Origin of the sequence: Klebsiella sp. AqSCr, assembly GCF_008452795.1 — a bacterium.
In the GTDB taxonomy this organism is placed as follows: Bacteria; Pseudomonadota; Gammaproteobacteria; order Enterobacterales; family Enterobacteriaceae; genus Klebsiella; species Klebsiella pneumoniae.
In genome coordinates, this window is the sequence record NZ_MJDM01000010.1 from 22550 (window position 1) to 43233 (window position 20684).

14 protein-coding genes, 1 tRNA gene, 3 rRNA genes, 1 pseudogene and 1 riboswitch are annotated in these 20684 nt (G+C 56.0%); of the genes and pseudogenes, 14 read left to right on the top strand and 5 right to left on the bottom strand.

The genetic code is table 11. The features are described 5' to 3' along the window. Nucleotides 1-19: 19 nt before the first annotated feature. Nucleotides 20-144: riboswitch (TPP riboswitch) on the bottom strand. 52 nt (nt 145-196) lie between these two features. Continuing rightward, the gene (locus tag BHE81_RS23960; RefSeq protein WP_002884324.1) at nt 197-694 is read right to left on the bottom strand and encodes an Rsd/AlgQ family anti-sigma factor; all 498 of its coding nucleotides are present in this window, start codon (nt 692-694) and stop codon (nt 197-199) included. A gap of 93 nt (nt 695-787) precedes the next feature. On the opposite strand from BHE81_RS23960, the gene nudC reads away from it, so the two are divergent. The 6 genes from nudC (at nt 788) to BHE81_RS23990 (ending at nt 5150) form a co-directional block, all read left to right on the top strand. Beyond that, entirely contained in the window at nt 788-1561 is a 774-nt protein-coding gene (gene nudC / locus BHE81_RS23965) for an NAD(+) diphosphatase (protein ID WP_002884327.1), read from the top strand. 40 nt (nt 1562-1601) lie between these two features. Next, a complete protein-coding gene (gene hemE / locus BHE81_RS23970; RefSeq protein WP_004178235.1) occupies nt 1602-2666 on the top strand; it encodes a uroporphyrinogen decarboxylase in 1065 nt (354 codons plus the stop codon). 12 nt (nt 2667-2678) lie between these two features. Then, complete coding sequence (nfi, locus tag BHE81_RS23975) at nt 2679-3350, top strand: deoxyribonuclease V (RefSeq protein ID WP_004152311.1); 672 nt, start codon at nt 2679-2681, stop codon at nt 3348-3350. A gap of 42 nt (nt 3351-3392) precedes the next feature. Beyond that, nucleotides 3393-3983: a YjaG family protein gene (locus BHE81_RS23980; protein WP_002884331.1), complete on the top strand. Its 591-nt coding sequence runs from the start codon at nt 3393-3395 to the stop codon at nt 3981-3983. Nucleotides 3984-4169: 186 nt separating this feature from the next. Then, entirely contained in the window at nt 4170-4442 is a 273-nt protein-coding gene (gene hupA, locus BHE81_RS23985; protein WP_002884342.1) for a nucleoid-associated protein HU-alpha, read from the top strand. Nucleotides 4443-4454: 12 nt separating this feature from the next. Beyond that, the gene (locus tag BHE81_RS23990) at nt 4455-5150 is read left to right on the top strand and encodes a DUF1481 domain-containing protein (RefSeq protein ID WP_002884344.1); all 696 of its coding nucleotides are present in this window, start codon (nt 4455-4457) and stop codon (nt 5148-5150) included. A 3-nt stretch (nt 5151-5153) separates the two neighbouring features. Here the strand turns inward: BHE81_RS23990 and zraP are convergent, their stop codons facing one another. Beyond that, nucleotides 5154-5591, bottom strand: a complete 438-nt coding sequence (gene zraP, locus BHE81_RS23995) for a zinc resistance sensor/chaperone ZraP (RefSeq protein ID WP_002884346.1) — start codon at nt 5589-5591, stop codon at nt 5154-5156. 259 nt (nt 5592-5850) lie between these two features. Between zraP and zraS the strand changes: the two genes are divergently transcribed. Beyond that, complete coding sequence (zraS, locus tag BHE81_RS24000; protein ID WP_023302348.1) at nt 5851-7245, top strand: two-component system sensor histidine kinase ZraS; 1395 nt, start codon at nt 5851-5853, stop codon at nt 7243-7245. Next, nucleotides 7232-8563 carry a sigma-54-dependent response regulator transcription factor ZraR gene (gene zraR, locus BHE81_RS24005; RefSeq protein ID WP_004192667.1) on the top strand — a complete coding sequence of 444 codons (1332 nt, stop codon included), beginning with the start codon at nt 7232-7234 and terminating at the stop codon, nt 8561-8563. Before zraS ends, zraR begins: the two co-directional genes overlap by 14 nt. On the opposite strand, the gene purD is transcribed toward zraR, so the two are convergent. Both purD and purH read right to left on the bottom strand, forming a co-directional pair. Further along, a complete protein-coding gene (gene purD / locus BHE81_RS24010) occupies nt 8553-9848 on the bottom strand; it encodes a phosphoribosylamine--glycine ligase (protein ID WP_002884357.1) in 1296 nt (431 codons plus the stop codon). The genes zraR and purD overlap by 11 nt on opposite strands. 15 nt (nt 9849-9863) lie before the next feature. After that, the gene (gene purH, locus BHE81_RS24015; RefSeq protein ID WP_002884359.1) at nt 9864-11453 is read right to left on the bottom strand and encodes a bifunctional phosphoribosylaminoimidazolecarboxamide formyltransferase/IMP cyclohydrolase; all 1590 of its coding nucleotides are present in this window, start codon (nt 11451-11453) and stop codon (nt 9864-9866) included. Nucleotides 11454-12080: 627 nt separating this feature from the next. Between purH and BHE81_RS24020 the strand changes: the two genes are divergently transcribed. The 4 genes from BHE81_RS24020 to rrf all read left to right on the top strand — a co-directional run bounded on the left by BHE81_RS24020 (nt 12081) and on the right by rrf (nt 17077). Then, a 16S ribosomal RNA gene (locus tag BHE81_RS24020) occupies nt 12081-13620 on the top strand. 85 nt (nt 13621-13705) lie between these two features. Further along, a tRNA-Glu gene (locus BHE81_RS24025) sits at nt 13706-13781 on the top strand. A 182-nt stretch (nt 13782-13963) separates the two neighbouring features. After that, a 23S ribosomal RNA gene (locus BHE81_RS24030) occupies nt 13964-16865 on the top strand. A gap of 96 nt (nt 16866-16961) precedes the next feature. Beyond that, nucleotides 16962-17077 (top strand): 5S ribosomal RNA (gene rrf, locus BHE81_RS24035). Together the 16S, 23S and 5S rRNA genes with 1 tRNA gene alongside form the textbook arrangement of a ribosomal RNA operon. A 194-nt stretch (nt 17078-17271) precedes the next feature. Here rrf and BHE81_RS24040 read toward each other — a convergent pair. Further along, nucleotides 17272-17733 (bottom strand): annotated as a pseudogene (locus BHE81_RS24040) (acetyltransferase). A gap of 156 nt (nt 17734-17889) precedes the next feature. On the opposite strand from BHE81_RS24040, the gene metA reads away from it, so the two are divergent. After that, complete coding sequence (gene metA, locus BHE81_RS24045) at nt 17890-18819, top strand: homoserine O-acetyltransferase MetA (protein WP_004146576.1); 930 nt, start codon at nt 17890-17892, stop codon at nt 18817-18819. A 260-nt stretch (nt 18820-19079) separates the two neighbouring features. After that, nucleotides 19080-20681 carry a malate synthase A gene (gene aceB, locus BHE81_RS24050; protein ID WP_002884559.1) on the top strand — a complete coding sequence of 534 codons (1602 nt, stop codon included), beginning with the start codon at nt 19080-19082 and terminating at the stop codon, nt 20679-20681. Nucleotides 20682-20684 lie beyond the last annotated feature (3 nt).

Sequence of the window (20684 nt, forward strand, 5' to 3'; positions counted from 1 at the left end):
CCTGACGGACTGACGCGAACAGCAGTTTACTCTTGTTCCCTTCGCAGGTATTAGCCTGATCAGGTTCCGCGGATCCCGAATTAACGGTCTCAGCCTTTTCCACGTTAGCCTGCGCATGGAAAATAGGCACTCCGACAAGATGAAATCCCTCCGCAGAGGGATAATGTACGTAAATTACGCGTTAACGGTTCACAACTCAAGCGGTCGGCGCAATATTATCGCGCACGTCATTGCTCAGGTTATGGGCGACAGCCAGGGCGATCAGTTTATCTTCCAGCGCGAAACGCGCCTCCAGCGACTCGCCGATATCCGACAGCGCCTGCTGAAATTCAAGATAGTTATCGTGATCGATGGCGTTTTCGAGGCAGGTATCGTAGTAGTCCATCATCTGCTGGGTATTGGCTTCCAGCTGCGGGTAAAGCCGGGTGGCGGCTAAAAGAGGGGTATCGCCTTCCATTTCGCCAATAATGCGTTCATAAATACTAAAATGACCGGATGAGAGGTAATCCACCAGACTTTGGCAAAAGTCATCCAGCGCCTTTTCGTTTAGCCGCATAAACGACTCTTTGCCCGGTTTCAGGCCAACCAGGTTGTAGTAAGCCACGAGCAGATGCTTACGCACTTGTAGCCAGCGATCGACCAGTTCATTACTACCGCCAACGCGCTCCGTCAGATTTTCCAGCTGGTTTAGCATGATTGACTCCGCTAGTTTTGATTTAAATCTGCTCACCAAAATGTAAATATAATGTTAACAACATGCCAGTGAAGCAAAGGTAGTGCAATAGATATGGATCGTATTATTGAAAAATTAGATCGCGGCTGGTGGGTTGTCAGTCACGAACAAAAATTATGGTTGCCTGGTGGAGAATTACCACATGGCGAAGCGGTTAATTTCGATCTTGTCGGCCAGCATGCGCTGCATATTGGCGAGTGGCAGGGCGAGTCCGTGTGGATGGTGCGCCAGGATCGTCGCCATGACATGGGATCGTTGCGCCAGGTGCTGGATCAGGATCCGGGACTCTTCCAGCTGGCTGGGCGGGGGATCCAGCTCGCCGAATTTTATCGCTCGCATAAATTTTGCGGTTACTGCGGCCACCCGATGCATGCCAGCAAAAGCGAATGGGCGATGCTGTGCAGCCACTGCCGCGAACGTTACTACCCGCAAATTGCCCCCTGCATTATCGTGGCAATCCGTCGCGACGATGCGATCCTGCTGGCGCAACATACGCGGCATCGCAACGGCGTGCACACCGTGCTGGCCGGCTTTGTCGAGGTCGGCGAAACCCTTGAGCAGGCGGTGGCTCGCGAGGTGATGGAGGAGAGCGGTATTCGGGTAAAAAATCTGCGTTACGTGACCTCTCAGCCATGGCCGTTCCCGCAGTCGCTGATGACCGCCTTTATGGCGGATTACGCAGATGGCGAGATCGTGGTCGACAAAAAAGAGTTACTGACCGCGGACTGGTATCGCTATGACGACCTGCCGCTTCTGCCGCCGCCGGGGACAGTGGCGCGGCGGCTTATCGAAGATACCGTCGCGATGTGTCGGGCAGAGTTCGAGTGACATGTTACACTGGGCGTATCAACGCTAAAGGAATGTAAAAATGACCGAACTGAAGAACGATCGTTACCTGCGCGCGCTGCTGCGTCAGCCGGTTGATGTCACCCCGGTGTGGATGATGCGCCAGGCGGGCCGCTATTTACCGGAGTACAAAGCCACCCGTGCGCAAGCGGGCGACTTTATGTCGCTGTGTAAAAATGCCGAGCTGGCCTGCGAAGTGACGCTCCAGCCGCTGCGCCGTTACCCGCTGGACGCGGCGATCCTCTTTTCGGACATCCTGACCATCCCGGACGCCATGGGGCTGGGGCTGTACTTTGAAGCTGGCGAAGGTCCGCGCTTCACCTCGCCGGTAAAAAGTAAAGCCGACGTCGACAAACTGCCGATCCCGGATCCGGAGCAGGAGCTGGGCTATGTAATGAACGCCGTGCGCACCATTCGCCGCGAACTGAAAGGCGAAGTGCCGCTGATCGGTTTTTCCGGTAGTCCATGGACGCTGGCTACGTACATGGTGGAGGGCGGCAGCAGCAAGGCCTTCACCGTGATTAAAAAGATGATGTACGCCGAGCCGCAGGCGCTGCATGCGCTGCTGGATAAGCTGGCGAAGAGCGTTACCCTGTATCTCAACGCGCAGATCAAAGCCGGCGCGCAGTCGGTGATGATTTTTGACACCTGGGGCGGGGTGCTGACCGGCCGCGACTATCAGCAGTTCTCCCTCTACTACATGCATAAGATCGTCGATGGCCTGCTGCGGGAAAACGAAGGCCGTCGCGTGCCGGTGACCTTGTTCACCAAAGGCGGTGGTCAGTGGCTGGAAGCGATGGCGGAGACCGGCTGCGATGCGTTGGGTCTCGACTGGACCACCGATATTGCCGATGCTCGCCGTCGCGTGGGTAACAAAGTAGCGCTACAGGGCAATATGGATCCGTCGATGCTCTATGCGCCCGCCCCGCGTATTGAAGAAGAAGTGGCGACCATTCTTGCCGGCTTTGGCCAGGGGGAAGGCCACGTCTTTAACCTTGGACACGGTATTCATCAGGACGTTGACCCCGAGCATGCGGGCGTCTTTGTTGAGGCTGTGCACCGTCTGTCCGCACCCTATCACCAGTAGGAGATAAGCCCTATGGATTTAGCCGCACTACGTACCCAACAGCAACAGTTAGCCGCGTCGGTAGAGCGTGCGGATCGACTGGATCGCGACCCGCCGGCGTTGATCGGCGGCGCGGACGTCGGGTTTGAGCAGGAAGGGGAGATCACCCGGGCTGCGATGGTGCTGCTGACCTGGCCTGAGCTTGAGCTGGTGGAATACCAGGTGGCGCGGGTCGCCACCTCTATGCCCTATATTCCCGGCTTTCTCTCGTTTCGCGAAACGCCTGCGCTGCTGGCGGCGTGGGAGCAGCTTTCGCAAAAACCGGACCTACTCTTCGTTGACGGACACGGCATTTCTCATCCCCGGAGATTGGGCGTCGCCAGCCATTTTGGCCTGATGATTGATGTGCCGACTATCGGAGTGGCGAAAAAACGCCTGTGCGGCAAAATCGGCGACCTGGGTGATGAGCCTGGCGCGCTGGCCCCGCTGATGGATAAAAATGAGCAACTGGCCTGGGTCTGGCGCAGCAAAGTGCGCTGCAACCCGCTGTTTATTAGCACCGGCCACCGGGTAGGCATGGACAGCGCTTTAATGTGGGTTGAGCGCTGCATGCGAGGCTACCGTCTGCCCGAGCCGACGCGCTGGGCCGATGCGGTGGCGTCCCGTCGTCCGTCGTTTGTGCGTTGGCAAGCAAATCACAGCTGATTCAGGTACACTGCGCCTAATTTCTGACTTCGAGAATTCATCATGTTACAAAACCCGATTCACCTGCGCCTGGAGAAGCTGGAAAGCTGGCAGCATGTCACTTTTATGGCCTGCCTGTGCGAACGTATGTATCCCAACTACGCGATGTTCTGCAAGCAAACCGAGTTTGGCGACGGCCTGCTTTATCGTCGTATCCTGGACCTGATCTGGGAAACGCTGACGGTTAAAGATGCGAAGGTGAATTTCGACAGCCAGCTGGAGAAGCTGGAAGAGGCGATCCCGGCGGCAGATGATTTCGACATGTACGGTGTCTATCCGGCCATAGACGCTTGCGTGGCGTTGAGTGAACTGATTCATTCTCGTCTGAGCGGCGAAACGCTCGAGCACGCGATCGAGGTGAGCAAGACCTCCATCACCACCGTGGCGATGCTGGAAATGACCCAGGAAGGTCGCGAAATGACCGACGAAGAGTTGAAAGCGAATCCGGCGGTAGAGCAGGAATGGGATATTCAGTGGGAAATTTTCCGCCTGCTGGCCGACTGTGAAGAGCGTGATCTTGAGCTGATAAAAGGCCTGCGCGCGGACCTGCGCGAGGCTGGCGAGAGCAATATTGGTATAAATTTTCAGCAGTGAGACCAGAAAACGTGATTTACCGCCTGAATTGTAGCGTCTGAAGGCTTCCATTCCGCCCCCCGTCTGGTCTACATTTGGAGGGCGAAAAAAAGTGGCTATCGGTGCGTGTATGCAGGAGGGTGCTTTTTTGGCATTTCCGTCGCACTCGATGCTTAGCAAGCGATAAACACATTGTAAGGATAACTTATGAACAAGACTCAACTGATTGATGTAATTGCGGACAAAGCTGACCTGTCCAAAGCACAGGCTAAAGCTGCCCTGGAATCTACCCTGGCTGCAATTACTGAGTCTCTGAAAGAAGGTGATGCTGTTCAACTGGTTGGTTTCGGTACCTTCAAAGTGAACCACCGCGCTGAGCGTACTGGCCGCAACCCGCAGACCGGTAAAGAGATCAAAATCGCTGCAGCTAACGTGCCGGCATTTGTTTCTGGCAAAGCACTGAAAGACGCAGTTAAGTAAGACCGCGTGGCAGTGAACAGTTTTATCGAAGGGGCTATTAAGCCCCTTTTGTCTGTCTGGCGCCGGCCTCTGGCGCTGGCGGGCATCCTGTTGCTGACTGCCTGCAGCCACGACACGTCGCTACCGCCGTTTACCGCCAGCGGATATGCGGACAATCAGGGAGCGATGCGCATCTGGCGTAAAGATTCTGGCGATGAAGTCCATCTTCTCGCCGCCTTCAGCCCGTGGCGTCACGGGGACACCTCGACCAGCGAATATCGCTGGCAGGGCGATCAACTGGCGCTTATCGAACTCAATGTCTATGGCAAACCGCCGGAACATATTCGCGCCCGTTTCGACGCGCAGGGCGATCTGAGCTTTATGCAACGGGAAGTGGACGGGCAGAAGCAGCAGCTCTCCAGCGACCAGGTCGCGCTATATCGTTATCGCGCCGAACAGATCCGCCAGACCAGCGACGCCCTCCGCCAGGGGCGGGTCGTCCTGCGCCAGGGGCGCTGGAACGCTGCCGCGCATACCGTGCTGACCTGCGAAGGGCAGACGGTTACGCCCGACCTCGATAGCCGGGCCCTGGCGCACATTGAACGCCGCCAGAGCCACGCTTCCGCCGCAGTGAGCATTGCCTGGCTTGAGGCGCCGGAAGGCTCTCAACTGCTGCTGGTCGCCAATGAAAACTTCTGCACCTGGCAGCCGACGGAAAAAAGCTTCTAACCTTTACCAGTGGTTCATGCCCATATGACCGCCGGCGCTACCGCGACAGCCGCCATATCCCATTCCTGCGCCGCGGGGAACGCCTGCCTCAGCCAGGGCGATATCAAACTTCACCCGCTGCTGATCCAGCTTCTGGCGTAAGCCTTCCATCTCCTGAGCGACAGCTTCAATCTTCCCGCTGTCCGGCTTTTGCGCCGTGAGCAGCGCATTGTACTCATAGCGTTTGGACTGCAGCTGCTGGCGCAGGGCGCTGGTTTGCGCATAGTAATCGTTATGCAGCTTTTGCACGGTAGCCTGCTGCTCCTGGGTCAGCTGACTGTAGCCCTGGTTGCCCATCCCGTTATTGTTGCCCCAGTGGTGGTTGGCCCAGGCCGCGTTGCTGGCGAAGGTCAGCGCGGCAAAGGTAACGAGGGCGAGAGGTAAGGTACGGTTCCGTTTCATGGCATTTTCTCCTGTGTGGTTTCCCTCGGTATTGCATCTTCCATGCCAGTCTGAAAAAGCCCGTCTGTGTCGGCCTGCCGAAGCCTTTGCCGAGGAGAGCGAGTAAAAATGACCCGTTCCGCCAGGGTCAGGCGAGTCATTTTTACTCGCTTAAGCGCAGGCGATATGTTTGAGAGCAGGATTGGCCGCGCGGAAACATGGCATGATTTCTGCTGAAGGAGCCTGCAGATAGTGAAAAAGAGATGACAAGGACTCGCCGATGAAGATCAAATCTCTCTCCCGGGACGCCGCCGCTGGCGCGCTGAGCTGGCTGCTGACCGGCACGGTTGTGCTGCTGGTCATGCTGTTCTCCGCGATGATCGTCCGCGACTACGGTCGCGAGACGACCGCTGCCCGACAAACCATTGAAGAGAAAGGGAGCGTGCTGATCCGCGCGCTGGAGTCCGGCACGCGCGTCGGGATGGGGATGCGTATGCATCATGCGCAGCTGCAGGCCCTGCTGGAAGAGATGGCCTGGCAACCGGGCGTCCTGTGGTTCGCGGTGACCGATGAAAACGGTAAAATTATCGCCCATAGCGATCCGCAGCAGGTGGGTAAAACGCTGTATAGCCCGGCGCAGATGCGTGCGTTAGCGGTTGGCGAACAGGCCCGCTGGCGCCGGCTTAGCGAACCGCAGCCGGCGCTAGAGATCTATCGCCATTTTCGCCCGCTTAATCCGGCCCGCGGCCACCATATGGGAATGATGAACCGCGGCAATAGCGCCCTGGCTCAGGCCATCGTCCCGCAGGTGATTTTTATCGCCTTTGATAGCCGCGAGCTGGATGCCGCGCAGGCCCGCGGGCAGCGGAATATGGCCATCATGCTGGGTGCCGCCGCGCTGGTGATAGCGGCGACGATCCTCGCTCAGTTCTGGTTCCGCCGCTATCGTCGCTCGCGGAAACAGCTGCTGGAGGCGATGGCCCGCAAGGAAAAGCTGGTGGCGCTTGGCCATCTGGCGGCGGGGGTCGCGCACGAGATCCGCAACCCGCTCTCGTCGATTAAAGGGCTGGCGAAATATTTTGCCGAGCGCACGCCGCCTGGCGGCGAGTCGCATCAGTTAGCCCAGGTGATGGCCAAAGAGGCTGATCGCCTGAACCGGGTGGTCAGCGAGCTGCTGGAGCTGGTCCGGCCCGCCCATCTAAACTACCAGACAGTCGATATCAACGCGCTTATCCGCCACTCATTGCAGTTGGTAAGCCAGGATGCGCAGAGCCGCGGGATCGCGCTGCAATTTACTCCGCGACCTGAGTTAACCACGATCAGCGCCGACCCCGATCGCCTGAATCAGGTGCTGTTGAATCTGTACCTGAATGCAATGCAGGCGATTGGCCGTGACGGCGTCATTCGCGTAACAGCAAGCGAAGCCGATCGTCAGCGGGTGAAAATCGTCGTCACGGATAGCGGTAAGGGGATGAGCGATGAAGAGTTACAGGCTATCTTCACGCCGTATTTCACCACCAAGGCGGACGGCACCGGGCTGGGGCTGGCCGTAGTGCAGAATATTATCGAACAACATGGCGGGACGATCCGCGCCGAAAGTCAGCCGGGAGCTGGAGCGATATTTACGCTTTGGTTACCGGTGGATGCTCAACGGAGGGAAGATGAGCAGCGATAAAGTACAGATTCTGGTCGTTGATGATGACATCAGCCACTGCACGATCCTGCAGGCGCTGCTGCGCGGCTGGGGCTATCAGGTGGGGTTGGCTCACAACGGCCTGCAGGCGCTGGAGCAGATCCATCAGCAGGTCTTCGACCTGGTGCTGTGCGATATCCGTATGGCGGAGATGGACGGTATCGCAACGTTAAAAGAGATTAAGGCCTATAACCCGGCGATACCGGTTCTGATCATGACGGCGTTTTCCAGCGTCGGTACGGCGGTAGAAGCTATTAAGTCCGGGGCGCTGGATTATCTGGTTAAACCGCTGGATTTTGACACCCTGCAGCAGACGCTGGTTCAGGCATTGGCGCACACCCGGCAGAGCGAGAGCGACCCCAGCGTTGCGACGGATTCACGGTGGGGCATGATTGGCGACAGCCCGGCGATGCAGGCGCTTCTTAACGATATTACGCTGGTGGCCCCTTCGGACGCGACGGTGCTGATTTATGGGGAGTCGGGAACCGGTAAGGAGCTGGTGGCGCACGCCATCCACGCCTGCAGCGAGCGTCGTGACAAGCCGTTGGTCACGCTCAACTGCGCGGCGCTGAATGAGTCACTGCTGGAATCCGAGCTATTCGGTCATGAAAAAGGGGCGTTTACCGGGGCGGATCGGCGGCGGGAAGGACGCTTTGTCGAAGCGGATGGCGGCACGCTGTTTCTTGATGAGATAGGCGATATCTCGCCAGTGATGCAGGTCCGCTTGCTGCGGGCGATTCAGGAGCGGGAGGTGCAGCGGGTCGGCAGCAACCAGACGCTTGCCGTTGATGTGCGGCTTATCGCCGCCACCCATCGCAACCTTGCGGAAGAGGTGAGCGCCGGGCGCTTTCGCCAGGATCTCTATTACCGACTCAACGTCGTGACCATCGAGATACCGCCGCTGCGCCGGCGACGGGAAGATATTCCGCAGCTGGCGCAGCATTTTCTCAAACGCTATACCGAACGCAATCGTAAGACGGTAAAGGGGTTCACGCCACAGGCGATGGACCTGCTGATCCACTACCCCTGGCCGGGCAATATTCGCGAGCTGGAAAACGCGGTGGAGCGGGCGGTGGTGCTACTGACCGGAAACTATATCTCTGAGCGAGAACTGCCGCTGGCGATCGCCGGTACGCCGCTGCCATCAGTCGGGAGCGAGGAGGGGGGAATTCAGCCGTTAGTGGAAGTGGAGAAAGAGGTGATTCTGGCGGCGCTGGAAAAAACGGGCGGCAACAAAACCGAAGCCGCCCGTCAGTTAGGCATTACGCGCAAAACGCTGCTGGCGAAACTTAGCCGTTAGCCTTTTCACGTTCGATGGCGCGCCAGCCGATATCGCTACGGCTAAAGCTACCGTCCCAGCGAATGTCGGTCAGCAGCTGATAGGCGCGCTGCTGCGCCTGCGCCACGGAGTCACCCAGCGCGGTGACGCACAGCACGCGCCCGCCGTTGGTGACCACGCGCTGGTCGTCAGACAGTTTGGTGCCGGCGTGGAAGACCTTACCGTCTGCGACTTCCTGCTGCGGCAGGCCGTAGATCTCATCGCCCGTATTGTAGCTGCCCGGATAGCCGCCGGCGGCAACCACCACGCCCAGCGACGCGCGGTCATCCCACTCGGAGGTTTTCTCGTCCAGCTTGCCCGCGCAGGCGGCGAGGCACAGCTCGACCAGGTCGGACTTCATGCGCAGCATGATCGGTTGGGTTTCCGGGTCGCCAAAGCGGCAGTTGAACTCAATCACCTTCGGGTTGCCCTGCTTGTCGATCATCAGACCGGCGTAGAGGAAACCGGTATAGGTGTTGCCTTCAGCGGCCATGCCTTTCACGGTTGGCCAGATAATCCGCTCCATGGTGCGCTGGTGGACTTCGTCAGTAACCACCGGCGCCGGGGAGTACGCCCCCATCCCGCCGGTGTTCGGGCCGGTATCGCCGTTGCCGACGCGCTTGTGATCCTGGCTGGTGGCCATCGGCAGGACGTGCTCGCCGTCGACCATCACAATAAAGCTAGCCTCTTCGCCATCGAGGAACTCTTCAATCACGATGCGGTGGCCTGCGTCGCCAAAGGCGTTGCCGGCCAACATATCTTTGACCGCCGCTTCGGCTTCCTCGAGGGTCATCGCCACGATAACGCCTTTACCCGCCGCCAGACCGTCGGCTTTGATGACGATCGGCGCGCCTTTCTCGCGCAGATAAGCCAGCGCAGGCTCCACTTCGGTGAAGTTCTGGTATTCCGCCGTCGGAATATGATGACGGGCGAGAAAATCTTTGGTGAAGGCTTTTGAGCCTTCCAGCTGTGCGGCGCCTTCGGTTGGCCCGAAGATGTTCAGCCCGGCGGCACGGAACGCGTCGACCACGCCAATGACCAACGGCGCTTCCGGGCCAACGATGGTCAGATCGATGTTCTCATCCTGCGCGAAGCGAAGCAGCGCCGGAATATCGGTGACGCCGATGGCGACGTTTTGCAGCGACGGCTCCAGGGCGGTACCGGCGTTGCCCGGCGCGACGTAGACGGTATCAACCAGCGGCGACTGAGCCGCTTTCCACGCCAGCGCGTGCTCGCGCCCGCCGTTGCCGATTACTAATACTTTCATCTGCTGCTCCAGGAATTAATGGCGGAAGTGGCGCATGTCGGTGAAGATCATGGCGATGCCGTGTTCGTCAGCGGCGGCAATCACTTCGTCGTCACGGATAGAGCCGCCCGGCTGAATAACGCAGGTGATGCCTACCGCGGCTGCGGCATCGATGCCGTCGCGGAACGGGAAGAAAGCGTCAGAGGCCATGGCGGAACCTTTCACTTCCAGACCTTCATCACCGGCTTTAATTCCGGCGATTTTCGCCGAGTAGACGCGGCTCATCTGACCGGCGCCTATGCCGATGGTCATATTATCTTTGGCATACACAATGGCGTTGGATTTGACGAATTTCGCCACTTTCCAGCAGAACAGCGCATCGCGCAGTTCCTGCTCGGTTGGCTGACGTTTGCTGACCACGCGCAGTTCACCTGCGGTGACCATGCCGAGATCGCGGTCCTGAACCAGCAGACCACCGTTAACGCGTTTGAAATCGAGGCCGGCAACGCGAGTATCCCACTGGCCGCAGGTCAGTACGCGGACGTTCTGCTTCGCGGCGGTGATTTTCAGCGCTTCTTCGCTGGCGGACGGCGCGATGATCACTTCGACGAACTGGCGAGAGATGATCGCCTGCGCGGTTTCAGCATCCAGCTCGCGGTTAAAGGCAATGATGCCGCCGAACGCGGAGGTCGGGTCGGTTTTGTAAGCGCGATCGTAGGCGTCAAGAATCGAGTCGCTGACGGCAACGCCGCACGGGTTGGCATGCTTGACGATAACGCAGGCCGGCTCGTTGAACTCTTTCACGCACTCCAGCGCCGCATCGGTATCGGCAATGTTGTTATAGGAGAGCGCTTTGCCCTGCAGCTGAGTGGCGGTCGCCACGGAGGCCTCTTTTACATTCTCTTCTATATAGAAAGCCGCCTGCTGGTGGCTGTTTTCGCCGTAGCGCATATCCTGCTTCTTAATGAAGTTCAGATTCAGGGTACGCGGGAAGCGGCCAGCGGCTTCTTTGCTTTCGCCGTGATAGGCCGGAACCATGCTGCCGAAGTAGTTGGCGATCATGCTGTCGTAAGCGGCGGTGTGTTCGAAGGCTTTAATGGCGAGGTCGAAGCGGGTGGCCAGCGTGAGGGAACCTTCGTTGGCGTCCATCTCATTAATGATGGCGTCGTAGTCGCTGCTCTTAACTACGATGGCGACATCTTTATGGTTCTTCGCCGCGGAGCGCACCATGGTCGGGCCGCCGATATCGATGTTTTCCACCGCGTCTTCCAGCGAGCATCCTTCACGAGCGACGGTCTGGGCGAACGGGTAAAGGTTAACGACAACCATATCGATAGGCGCGATACCGTGTTGCTGCATGATACCGTCATCCTGACCGCGACGACCGAGGATGCCGCCGTGTACTTTCGGATGCAGGGTCTTCACGCGTCCATCCATCATTTCCGGGAAACCGGTGTAGTCAGAGACTTCGGTAACCGGCAGGCCTTTATCTGCCAGCAGGCGAGCGGTGCCGCCGGTGGACAGCAGCTCGACACCACGAGCGGAAAGCGCCTGCGCGAATTCGACGATACCGGCCTTGTCAGAAACACTGAGCAGAGCGCGGCGGACTGGACGACGTTGTTGCATGGTATTAAATCCCCAGGATTTGAACATTACAGAGAGCGTTAGGTGAGTTTTTGCCTAAAAACTCACCTAACGCACCCAACCGGGCATCCGTGTCATAGCGCGGCATTGTAACGAAAACGTTTGCGCAACGCTCGCGAATTTTTATGTTTCTCTCCAGTCCGGTGATTCTCCTTCTATATAGCTGGCGATCCACGGGGCTAGCGGTCATGTTTTTACGCTCTCCTGTGGATAATTCTGTGTGTAACGAGGTATAAAGCGGGGTTTTGCTGGGGAATGCAGCAGTCAGTCATTTTTCTGCCATTTTTCTATTGCGGACGCTCGAGAACTCCCTATAATGCGCTCCCACTGACACGGCGGATGTGAATCACTTCACACAAACAGCCGGTTCGGTTGCAGAGAAAAATCCTGAAAAACGGGTTGACTCTGAAAGAGGAAAGCGTAATATACGCCACCTCGCGACAGAGCGCTAAAGCGCGTCGCAACTGCTCTTTAACAATTTATCAGACAATCTGTGTGGGCACTCAAAGTGACATGGATTCTTAACGTCCTCGGACGAAAAATGAATACCAAGTCTCAAGAGTGAACACGTAATTCATTACGAAGTTTAATTCTTTGAGCATCAAACTTAAATTGAAGAGTTTGATCATGGCTCAGATTGAACGCTGGCGGCAGGCCTAACACATGCAAGTCGAGCGGTAGCACAGAGAGCTTGCTCTCGGGTGACGAGCGGCGGACGGGTGAGTAATGTCTGGGAAACTGCCTGATGGAGGGGGATAACTACTGGAAACGGTAGCTAATACCGCATAACGTCGCAAGACCAAAGTGGGGGACCTTCGGGCCTCATGCCATCAGATGTGCCCAGATGGGATTAGCTAGTAGGTGGGGTAATGGCTCACCTAGGCGACGATCCCTAGCTGGTCTGAGAGGATGACCAGCCACACTGGAACTGAGACACGGTCCAGACTCCTACGGGAGGCAGCAGTGGGGAATATTGCACAATGGGCGCAAGCCTGATGCAGCCATGCCGCGTGTGTGAAGAAGGCCTTCGGGTTGTAAAGCACTTTCAGCGGGGAGGAAGGCGTTAAGGTTAATAACCTTGGCGATTGACGTTACCCGCAGAAGAAGCACCGGCTAACTCCGTGCCAGCAGCCGCGGTAATACGGAGGGTGCAAGCGTTAATCGGAATTACTGGGCGTAAAGCGCACGCAGGCGGTCTGTCAAGTCGGATGTGAAATCCCCGGGCTCAACCTGGGAACTGCATTCGAAACTGGCAGGCTAGAGTCTTGTAGAGGGGGGTAGAATTCCAGGTGTAGCGGTGAAATGCGTAGAGATCTGGAGGAATACCGGTGGCGAAGGCGGCCCCCTGGACAAAGACTGACGCTCAGGTGCGAAAGCGTGGGGAGCAAACAGGATTAGATACCCTGGTAGTCCACGCCGTAAACGATGTCGATTTGGAGGTTGTGCCCTTGAGGCGTGGCTTCCGGAGCTAACGCGTTAAATCGACCGCCTGGGGAGTACGGCCGCAAGGTTAAAACTCAAATGAATTGACGGGGGCCCGCACAAGCGGTGGAGCATGTGGTTTAATTCGATGCAACGCGAAGAACCTTACCTGGTCTTGACATCCACAGAACTTTCCAGAGATGGATTGGTGCCTTCGGGAACTGTGAGACAGGTGCTGCATGGCTGTCGTCAGCTCGTGTTGTGAAATGTTGGGTTAAGTCCCGCAACGAGCGCAACCCTTATCCTTTGTTGCCAGCGGTTAGGCCGGGAACTCAAAGGAGACTGCCAGTGATAAACTGGAGGAAGGTGGGGATGACGTCAAGTCATCATGGCCCTTACGACCAGGGCTACACACGTGCTACAATGGCATATACAAAGAGAAGCGACCTCGCGAGAGCAAGCGGACCTCATAAAGTATGTCGTAGTCCGGATTGGAGTCTGCAACTCGACTCCATGAAGTCGGAATCGCTAGTAATCGTAGATCAGAATGCTACGGTGAATACGTTCCCGGGCCTTGTACACACCGCCCGTCACACCATGGGAGTGGGTTGCAAAAGAAGTAGGTAGCTTAACCTTCGGGAGGGCGCTTACCACTTTGTGATTCATGACTGGGGTGAAGTCGTAACAAGGTAACCGTAGGGGAACCTGCGGTTGGATCACCTCCTTACCTTAAAGAACCTGCCTTTGTAGTGCTCACACAGATTGTCTGATGAAAGTAAAGAAGCAAGGCGTCTTGCGATTGAGACTTCAGTGTCCCCTTCGTCTAGAGGCCCAGGACACCGCCCTTTCACGGCGGTAACAGGGGTTCGAATCCCCTAGGGGACGCCACTTGCTGGTTCGTGAGTGAAAGACGCGTGCCGAACTATCTCAAAACTCATCTTCGGGTGACGTTTGAGATATTTGCTCTTTAAAAATCTGGATCAAGCTGAAAATTGAAACGACACACAGTCAATGTGTGTTCGAGTCTCTCAAATTTTCGCAACCAGAAGTGAAACATCTTCGGGTTGTGAGGTTAAGCGACTAAGCGTACACGGTGGATGCCCTGGCAGTCAGAGGCGATGAAGGACGTGCTAATCTGCGAAAAGCGTCGGTAAGGTGATATGAACCGTTATAACCGGCGATGTCCGAATGGGGAAACCCAGTGTGATTCGTCACACTATCGTTAACTGAATACATAGGTTAACGAGGCGAACCGGGGGAACTGAAACATCTAAGTACCCCGAGGAAAAGAAATCAACCGAGATTCCCCCAGTAGCGGCGAGCGAACGGGGAGCAGCCCAGAGTCTGAATCAGCTTGTGTGTTAGTGGAACGGTCTGGAAAGTCCGACGGTACAGGGTGATAGTCCCGTACACCAAAATGCACAGGTTGTGAACTCGAAGAGTAGGGCGGGACACGTGGTATCCTGTCTGAATATGGGGGGACCATCCTCCAAGGCTAAATACTCCTGACTGACCGATAGTGAACCAGTACCGTGAGGGAAAGGCGAAAAGAACCCCGGCGAGGGGAGTGAAAAAGAACCTGAAACCGTGTACGTACAAGCAGTGGGAGCACCTTCGGGTGTGACTGCGTACCTTTTGTATAATGGGTCAGCGACTTATATTCTGTAGCAAGGTTAACCGTATAGGGGAGCCGCAGGGAAACCGAGTCTTAACTGGGCGTTAAGTTGCAGGGTATAGACCCGAAACCCGGTGATCTAGCCATGGGCAGGTTGAAGGTTGGGTAACACTAACTGGAGGACCGAACCGACTAATGTTGAAAAATTAGCGGATGACTTGTGGCTGGGGGTGAAAGGCCAATCAAACCGGGAGATAGCTGGTTCTCCCCGAAAGCTATTTAGGTAGCGCCTCGTGAATTCATCTTCGGGGGTAGAGCACTGTTTCGGCTAGGGGGTCATCCCGACTTACCAACCCGATGCAAACTACGAATACCGAAGAATGTTATCACGGGAGACACACGGCGGGTGCTAACGTCCGTCGTGAAGAGGGAAACAACCCAGACCGCCAGCTAAGGTCCCAAAGTCATGGTTAAGTGGGAAACGATGTGGGAAGGCACAGACAGCCAGGATGTTGGCTTAGAAGCAGCCATCATTTAAAGAAAGCGTAATAGCTCACTGGTCGAGTCGGCCTGCGCGGAAGATGTAACGGGGCTAAACCATGCACCGAAGCTGCGGCAGCGACACTATGTGTTGTTGGGTAGGGGAGCGTTCTGTAAGCCTGCGAAGGTGTGCTGTGAGGCATGCTGGAGGTATCAGAAGTGCGAATGCTGACATAAGTAACGATAAAGCGGGTGAAAAGCCCGCTCGCCGGAAGACCAAGGGTTCCTGTCCAACGTTAATCGGGGCAGGGTGAGTCGACCCCTAAGGCGAGGCCGAAAGGCGTAGTCGATGGGAAACAGGTTAATATTCCTGTACTTGGTGTTACTGCGAAGGGGGGACGGAGAAGGCTATGTTAGCCGGGCGACGGTTGTCCCGGTTTAAGCATGTAGGCTGGTTGTCCAGGCAAATCCGGATAATCAAGGCTGAGGTGTGATGACGAGGCACTACGGTGCTGAAGTAACAAATGCCCTGCTTCCAGGAAAAGCCTCTAAGCATCAGGTAACATCAAATCGTACCCCAAACCGACACAGGTGGTCAGGTAGAGAATACCAAGGCGCTTGAGAGAACTCGGGTGAAGGAACTAGGCAAAATGGTGCCGTAACTTCGGGAGAAGGCACGCTGGTGTGTAGGTGAAGTCCCTGCGGATGGAGCTGAGACCAGTCGAAGATACCAGCTGGCTGCAACTGTTTATTAAAAACACAGCACTGTGCAAACACGAAAGTGGACGTATACGGTGTGACGCCTGCCCGGTGCCGGAAGGTTAATTGATGGGGTTATCCGTAAGGAGAAGCTCTTGATCGAAGCCCCGGTAAACGGCGGCCGTAACTATAACGGTCCTAAGGTAGCGAAATTCCTTGTCGGGTAAGTTCCGACCTGCACGAATGGCGTAATGATGGCCAGGCTGTCTCCACCCGAGACTCAGTGAAATTGAACTCGCTGTGAAGATGCAGTGTACCCGCGGCAAGACGGAAAGACCCCGTGAACCTTTACTATAGCTTGACACTGAACATTGAGCCTTGATGTGTAGGATAGGTGGGAGGCTTTGAAGCGTGGACGCCAGTCTGCGTGGAGCCAACCTTGAAATACCACCCTTTAATGTTTGATGTTCTAACGTTGGCCCCTTACCGGGGTTGCGGACAGTGTCTGGTGGGTAGTTTGACTGGGGCGGTCTCCTCCCAAAGCGTAACGGAGGAGCACGAAGGTTAGCTAATCCTGGTCGGACATCAGGAGGTTAGTGCAATGGCATAAGCTAGCTTGACTGCGAGCGTGACGGCGCGAGCAGGTGCGAAAGCAGGTCATAGTGATCCGGTGGTTCTGAATGGAAGGGCCATCGCTCAACGGATAAAAGGTACTCCGGGGATAACAGGCTGATACCGCCCAAGAGTTCATATCGACGGCGGTGTTTGGCACCTCGATGTCGGCTCATCACATCCTGGGGCTGAAGTAGGTCCCAAGGGTATGGCTGTTCGCCATTTAAAGTGGTACGCGAGCTGGGTTTAGAACGTCGTGAGACAGTTCGGTCCCTATCTGCCGTGGGCGCTGGAGAATTGAGGGGGGCTGCTCCTAGTACGAGAGGACCGGAGTGGACGCATCACTGGTGTTCGGGTTGTCATGCCAATGGCACTGCCCGGTAGCTAAATGCGGAAGAGATAAGTGCTGAAAGCATCTAAGCACGAAACTTGCCCCGAGATGAGTTCTCCCTGAGACTTTAAGTCTCCTGAAGGAACGTTGAAGACGACGACGTTGATAGGCCGGGTGTGTAAGCGCAGCGATGCGTTGAGCTAACCGGTACTAATGAACCGTGAGGCTTAACCTTACAACGCCGAAGATGTTTTGGCGGATTGAGAGAATTTTCAGCTCTGATACAGATTAATCGATACGTTGGTGAGACGTGTTGATAAAACAGAATTTGCCTGGCGGCACTAGCGCGGTGGTCCCACCTGACCCCATGCCGAACTCAGAAGTGAAACGCCGTAGCGCCGATGGTAGTGTGGGGTCTCCCCATGTGAGAGTAGGGAACTGCCAGGCATCAAATAAAGCAGAAAGCCCGGTCGAAAGACCGGGCTTTTTGTTTTTGCGTTTAAAAAGAACCCCGTCCCGAAAGGTGCGGGTTTTTTTGCTGTGTGGGGTATATCTCCCCCGGTGGCGCTGCGCTTACCGGGGCTACAGATCCTCGGCCACCTGCTGGCCGAGGGGACATCAATGCCGCAAAGTTACCGACGTCAATCGTAGTCTGCTTCAGCCTGCTGCTCATACATCAAATTCAATAACGGATACGGTTGCCCCAGATCGTCCGTTTCAGAGCGCCCTGTCACCCTAAAACCCATCTTCTGATAAAACCCGACCGCTTGTTCATTCTGCTCATTTACATTGGTCGTCAGCTTCGGCGTTAACGACAGCGCATGCTCAATCAGCAACTTCCCCACGCCACAGCCGCGGACATCCGGATCGACGAACAGCGCATCCATATGATCTCCGGTCAGCAGCATAAAGGCGATCGGCTGGTCTTCCGTATTAACCGCCACTCACAGCGGAGCCTCCGGTAAAAATGCGCGTACCATCTCCTCCAACTCCTTTCGATACGCTTTTGTCAGAAAATCATGCGTGGCGTCGACCGACCGACACCAGATCGCAGTCAGTTTATCCCCTTCATCAGGCCGGGAACGGCGGATGTTAATAACCATACTTTCTCCTTTTCTACATTCTTATATTCTAACTCAACAAGCGCCGTGAAATTTTCTCACCGTGTACATGCAGACTCGACATTCACCCGATTCCTGGTTATCTTCAGCTATCTGGATGTCTAAACGTTTATACGTATGCTATGAGGTAATACAGTTATGCCAATTCGGGTGCAGGACGAGCTGCCAGCCGTCAATTTCTTGCGCAATGAAAACGTCTTCGTAATGACGACAACACGTGCAACGACTCAGGAAATCCGCCCCCTGAAGGTGTTAATCCTCAACCTGATGCCGAAGAAAATCGAGACGGAAAACCAGTTCCTGCGTCTGCTATCAAACTCTCCGCTGCAGGTGGATATCCAGTTATTACGTATCGATGCGCGCGAGTCGCGTAATACCCCTGCGGAGCATCTGAATAACTTTTACTGTAATTTCGATGAGATCTGCGATCAGAACTTTGACGGCCTGATTGTTACCGGCGCTCCTTTAGGCCTGGTTGAGTTTAACGATGTTGCTTACTGGCCGCAGATCAAACAGGTGCTGGAGTGGGCCAAGGATCACGTCACTTCGACGCTGTTCGTCTGTTGGGCGGTTCAGGCCGCGCTGAACATTCTGTACGGCATTCCCAAGCAGACCCGCGCCGAAAAGATTTCCGGCGTCTATGAACACCATATTCTTCATCCGCACGCCTTACTGACCCGCGGTTTCGACGACTCTTTCCTGGCCCCGCACTCACGCTATGCTGATTTTCCGGCCGGACTTATTCGCGACTATACCGATCTCGAGATCCTCGCGGAGACGGAAGAGGGCGATGCGTATTTGTTCGCCAGCAAAGATAAGCGCATCGCCTTTGTCACCGGCCACCCGGAGTACGATGCCAATACCCTGGCAAGCGAATATTTCCGCGATGTGGAAGCCGGTTTGAACCCTGAGATACCTCATAACTATTTCCCACAAAACGACCCGCAGAACAAACCGCGCGCCACCTGGCGCAGCCACGGCAATCTGCTGTTCGCTAACTGGCTTAACTATTACGTCTACCAGATTACGCCATACGATCTGCGTCATATGAATCCGACGCTGGAATAATACTCTACGTGAGACGATCCTAAAGCGTTTCAGCATTTTGCCTCTGGCACCTTCGGGTGCCTTTTTTATTTCCGAAATTCACTTCATACGCGAGGATAACTTTAATTTCATTGTTATCAATGTGTTAATGATAAATTAAAATTAAAATGGAAATTGTTTTTGATTTTGGAAATTAATTGAGTAGTCTTAATTGTGCTGAGCGAAAACTGCACAACGATCTTTCGCTCGCTTCCAGCGGATCAACCAAGAGGAGCAGCACAATGACGCAGCAGGCGACAATCACCGATGAACTGGCCTTTAGTCAGCCCTATGGCGAGCAGGAGAAGCAGATCTTAACGCCTGAGGCGGTAGAATTTCTGACGGAACTGGTGAGCCGCTTTACGCCGGCGCGCAATAAGCTGCTGGCCGCGCGCTTGCAGCAACAGCAGGCTATTGACGACGGGCAGCTTCCGGATTTTATTTCGGAAACTGCTTCCATTAGAAATGGCGACTGGACTATTCGCGGTATCCCGGCTGATTTGCAGGATCGCCGCGTGGAAATCACCGGCCCCGTCGAGCGCAAGATGGTCATTAACGCGCTGAATGCCAACGTCAAAGTCTTTATGGCGGACTTTGAGGATTCGCTGGCGCCTGACTGGCGCAAAGTCATTGATGGTCAAATCAACCTGCGCGATGCCGTGAACGGAACCATCAGCTACACCAACGAGGCCGGCAAAATCTATCAGTTGCAGCCCAATCCCGCTGTGCTGGTATGCCGTGTGCGCGGCCTGCATCTGCCGGAAAAGCATGTGACCTGGCGTAATGAGGCCATCCCCGGCAGCCTGTTCGATTTTGCGCTCTATTTCTTTCATAACTACCAGGCGCTGCTGGCGAAAGGAAGTGGTCCCTACTTCTATCTGCCAAAAACACAGGCCTGGCAGGAGGCGGCATGGTGGAACGATGTCTTCAGTTTTACGGAAGATCGCTTTGACCTGCCGCGCGGCACCATCAAGGCCACGCTGCTGATTGAGACGCTGCCAGCGGTGTTCCAGATGGATGAGATCCTGCATGCGCTGCGCGACCATATTGTTGGCCTGAACTGCGGCCGCTGGGATTACATCTTCAGCTATATCAAAACGCTGAAAAACCATCCGGACCGCGTGTTGCCGGACCGGCAGGTGGTGACGATGGATAAACCGTTCCTCAGCGCCTACTCACGCTTGTTGATTAAGACCTGCCACAAACGCGGCGCGTTTGCGATGGGCGGTATGGCGGCGTTTATCCCGAGCAAAGATACCGAACGTAACCGCCAGGTGCTGAGTAAAGTCACCGCCGATAAAGAGCTGGAGGCCAACAACGGTCACGATGGGACCTGGATCGCCCACCCGGGCCTGGCGGATACCGCCATGGCGGTGTTTGACCGCGTGCTGGGCGATAAGCCGAATCAGCTCTCGGTCACCCGGAGCGAGGATGCGCCAATTACCGCTGAACAACTGCTGGCTCCCTGCGAGGGCGAACGCACGGAAGCCGGAATGCGCGCCAACATTCGCGTGGCGGTGCAGTACATCGAAGCGTGGATCTCCGGCAACGGCTGCGTACCGATTTATGGCCTGATGGAAGACGCCGCAACGGCCGAGATCTCGCGCACCTCTATCTGGCAGTGGATCCATCATCAGAAAACCCTGAACGACGGTACCCCGGTCACTAAGGCGCTGTTCCGCCAGTGGCTGGCGGAAGAGCTGATGGTGATTCAGGAGGAGCTGGGAGAGCACCGCTTCAGCCACGGCCGCTTTGACGATGCGGCGCGACTGATGGAGCAGATCACCACCTCCGACGAGCTAATTGATTTTCTGACATTGCCGGGCTACCGCCTGCTGGCCTAATCG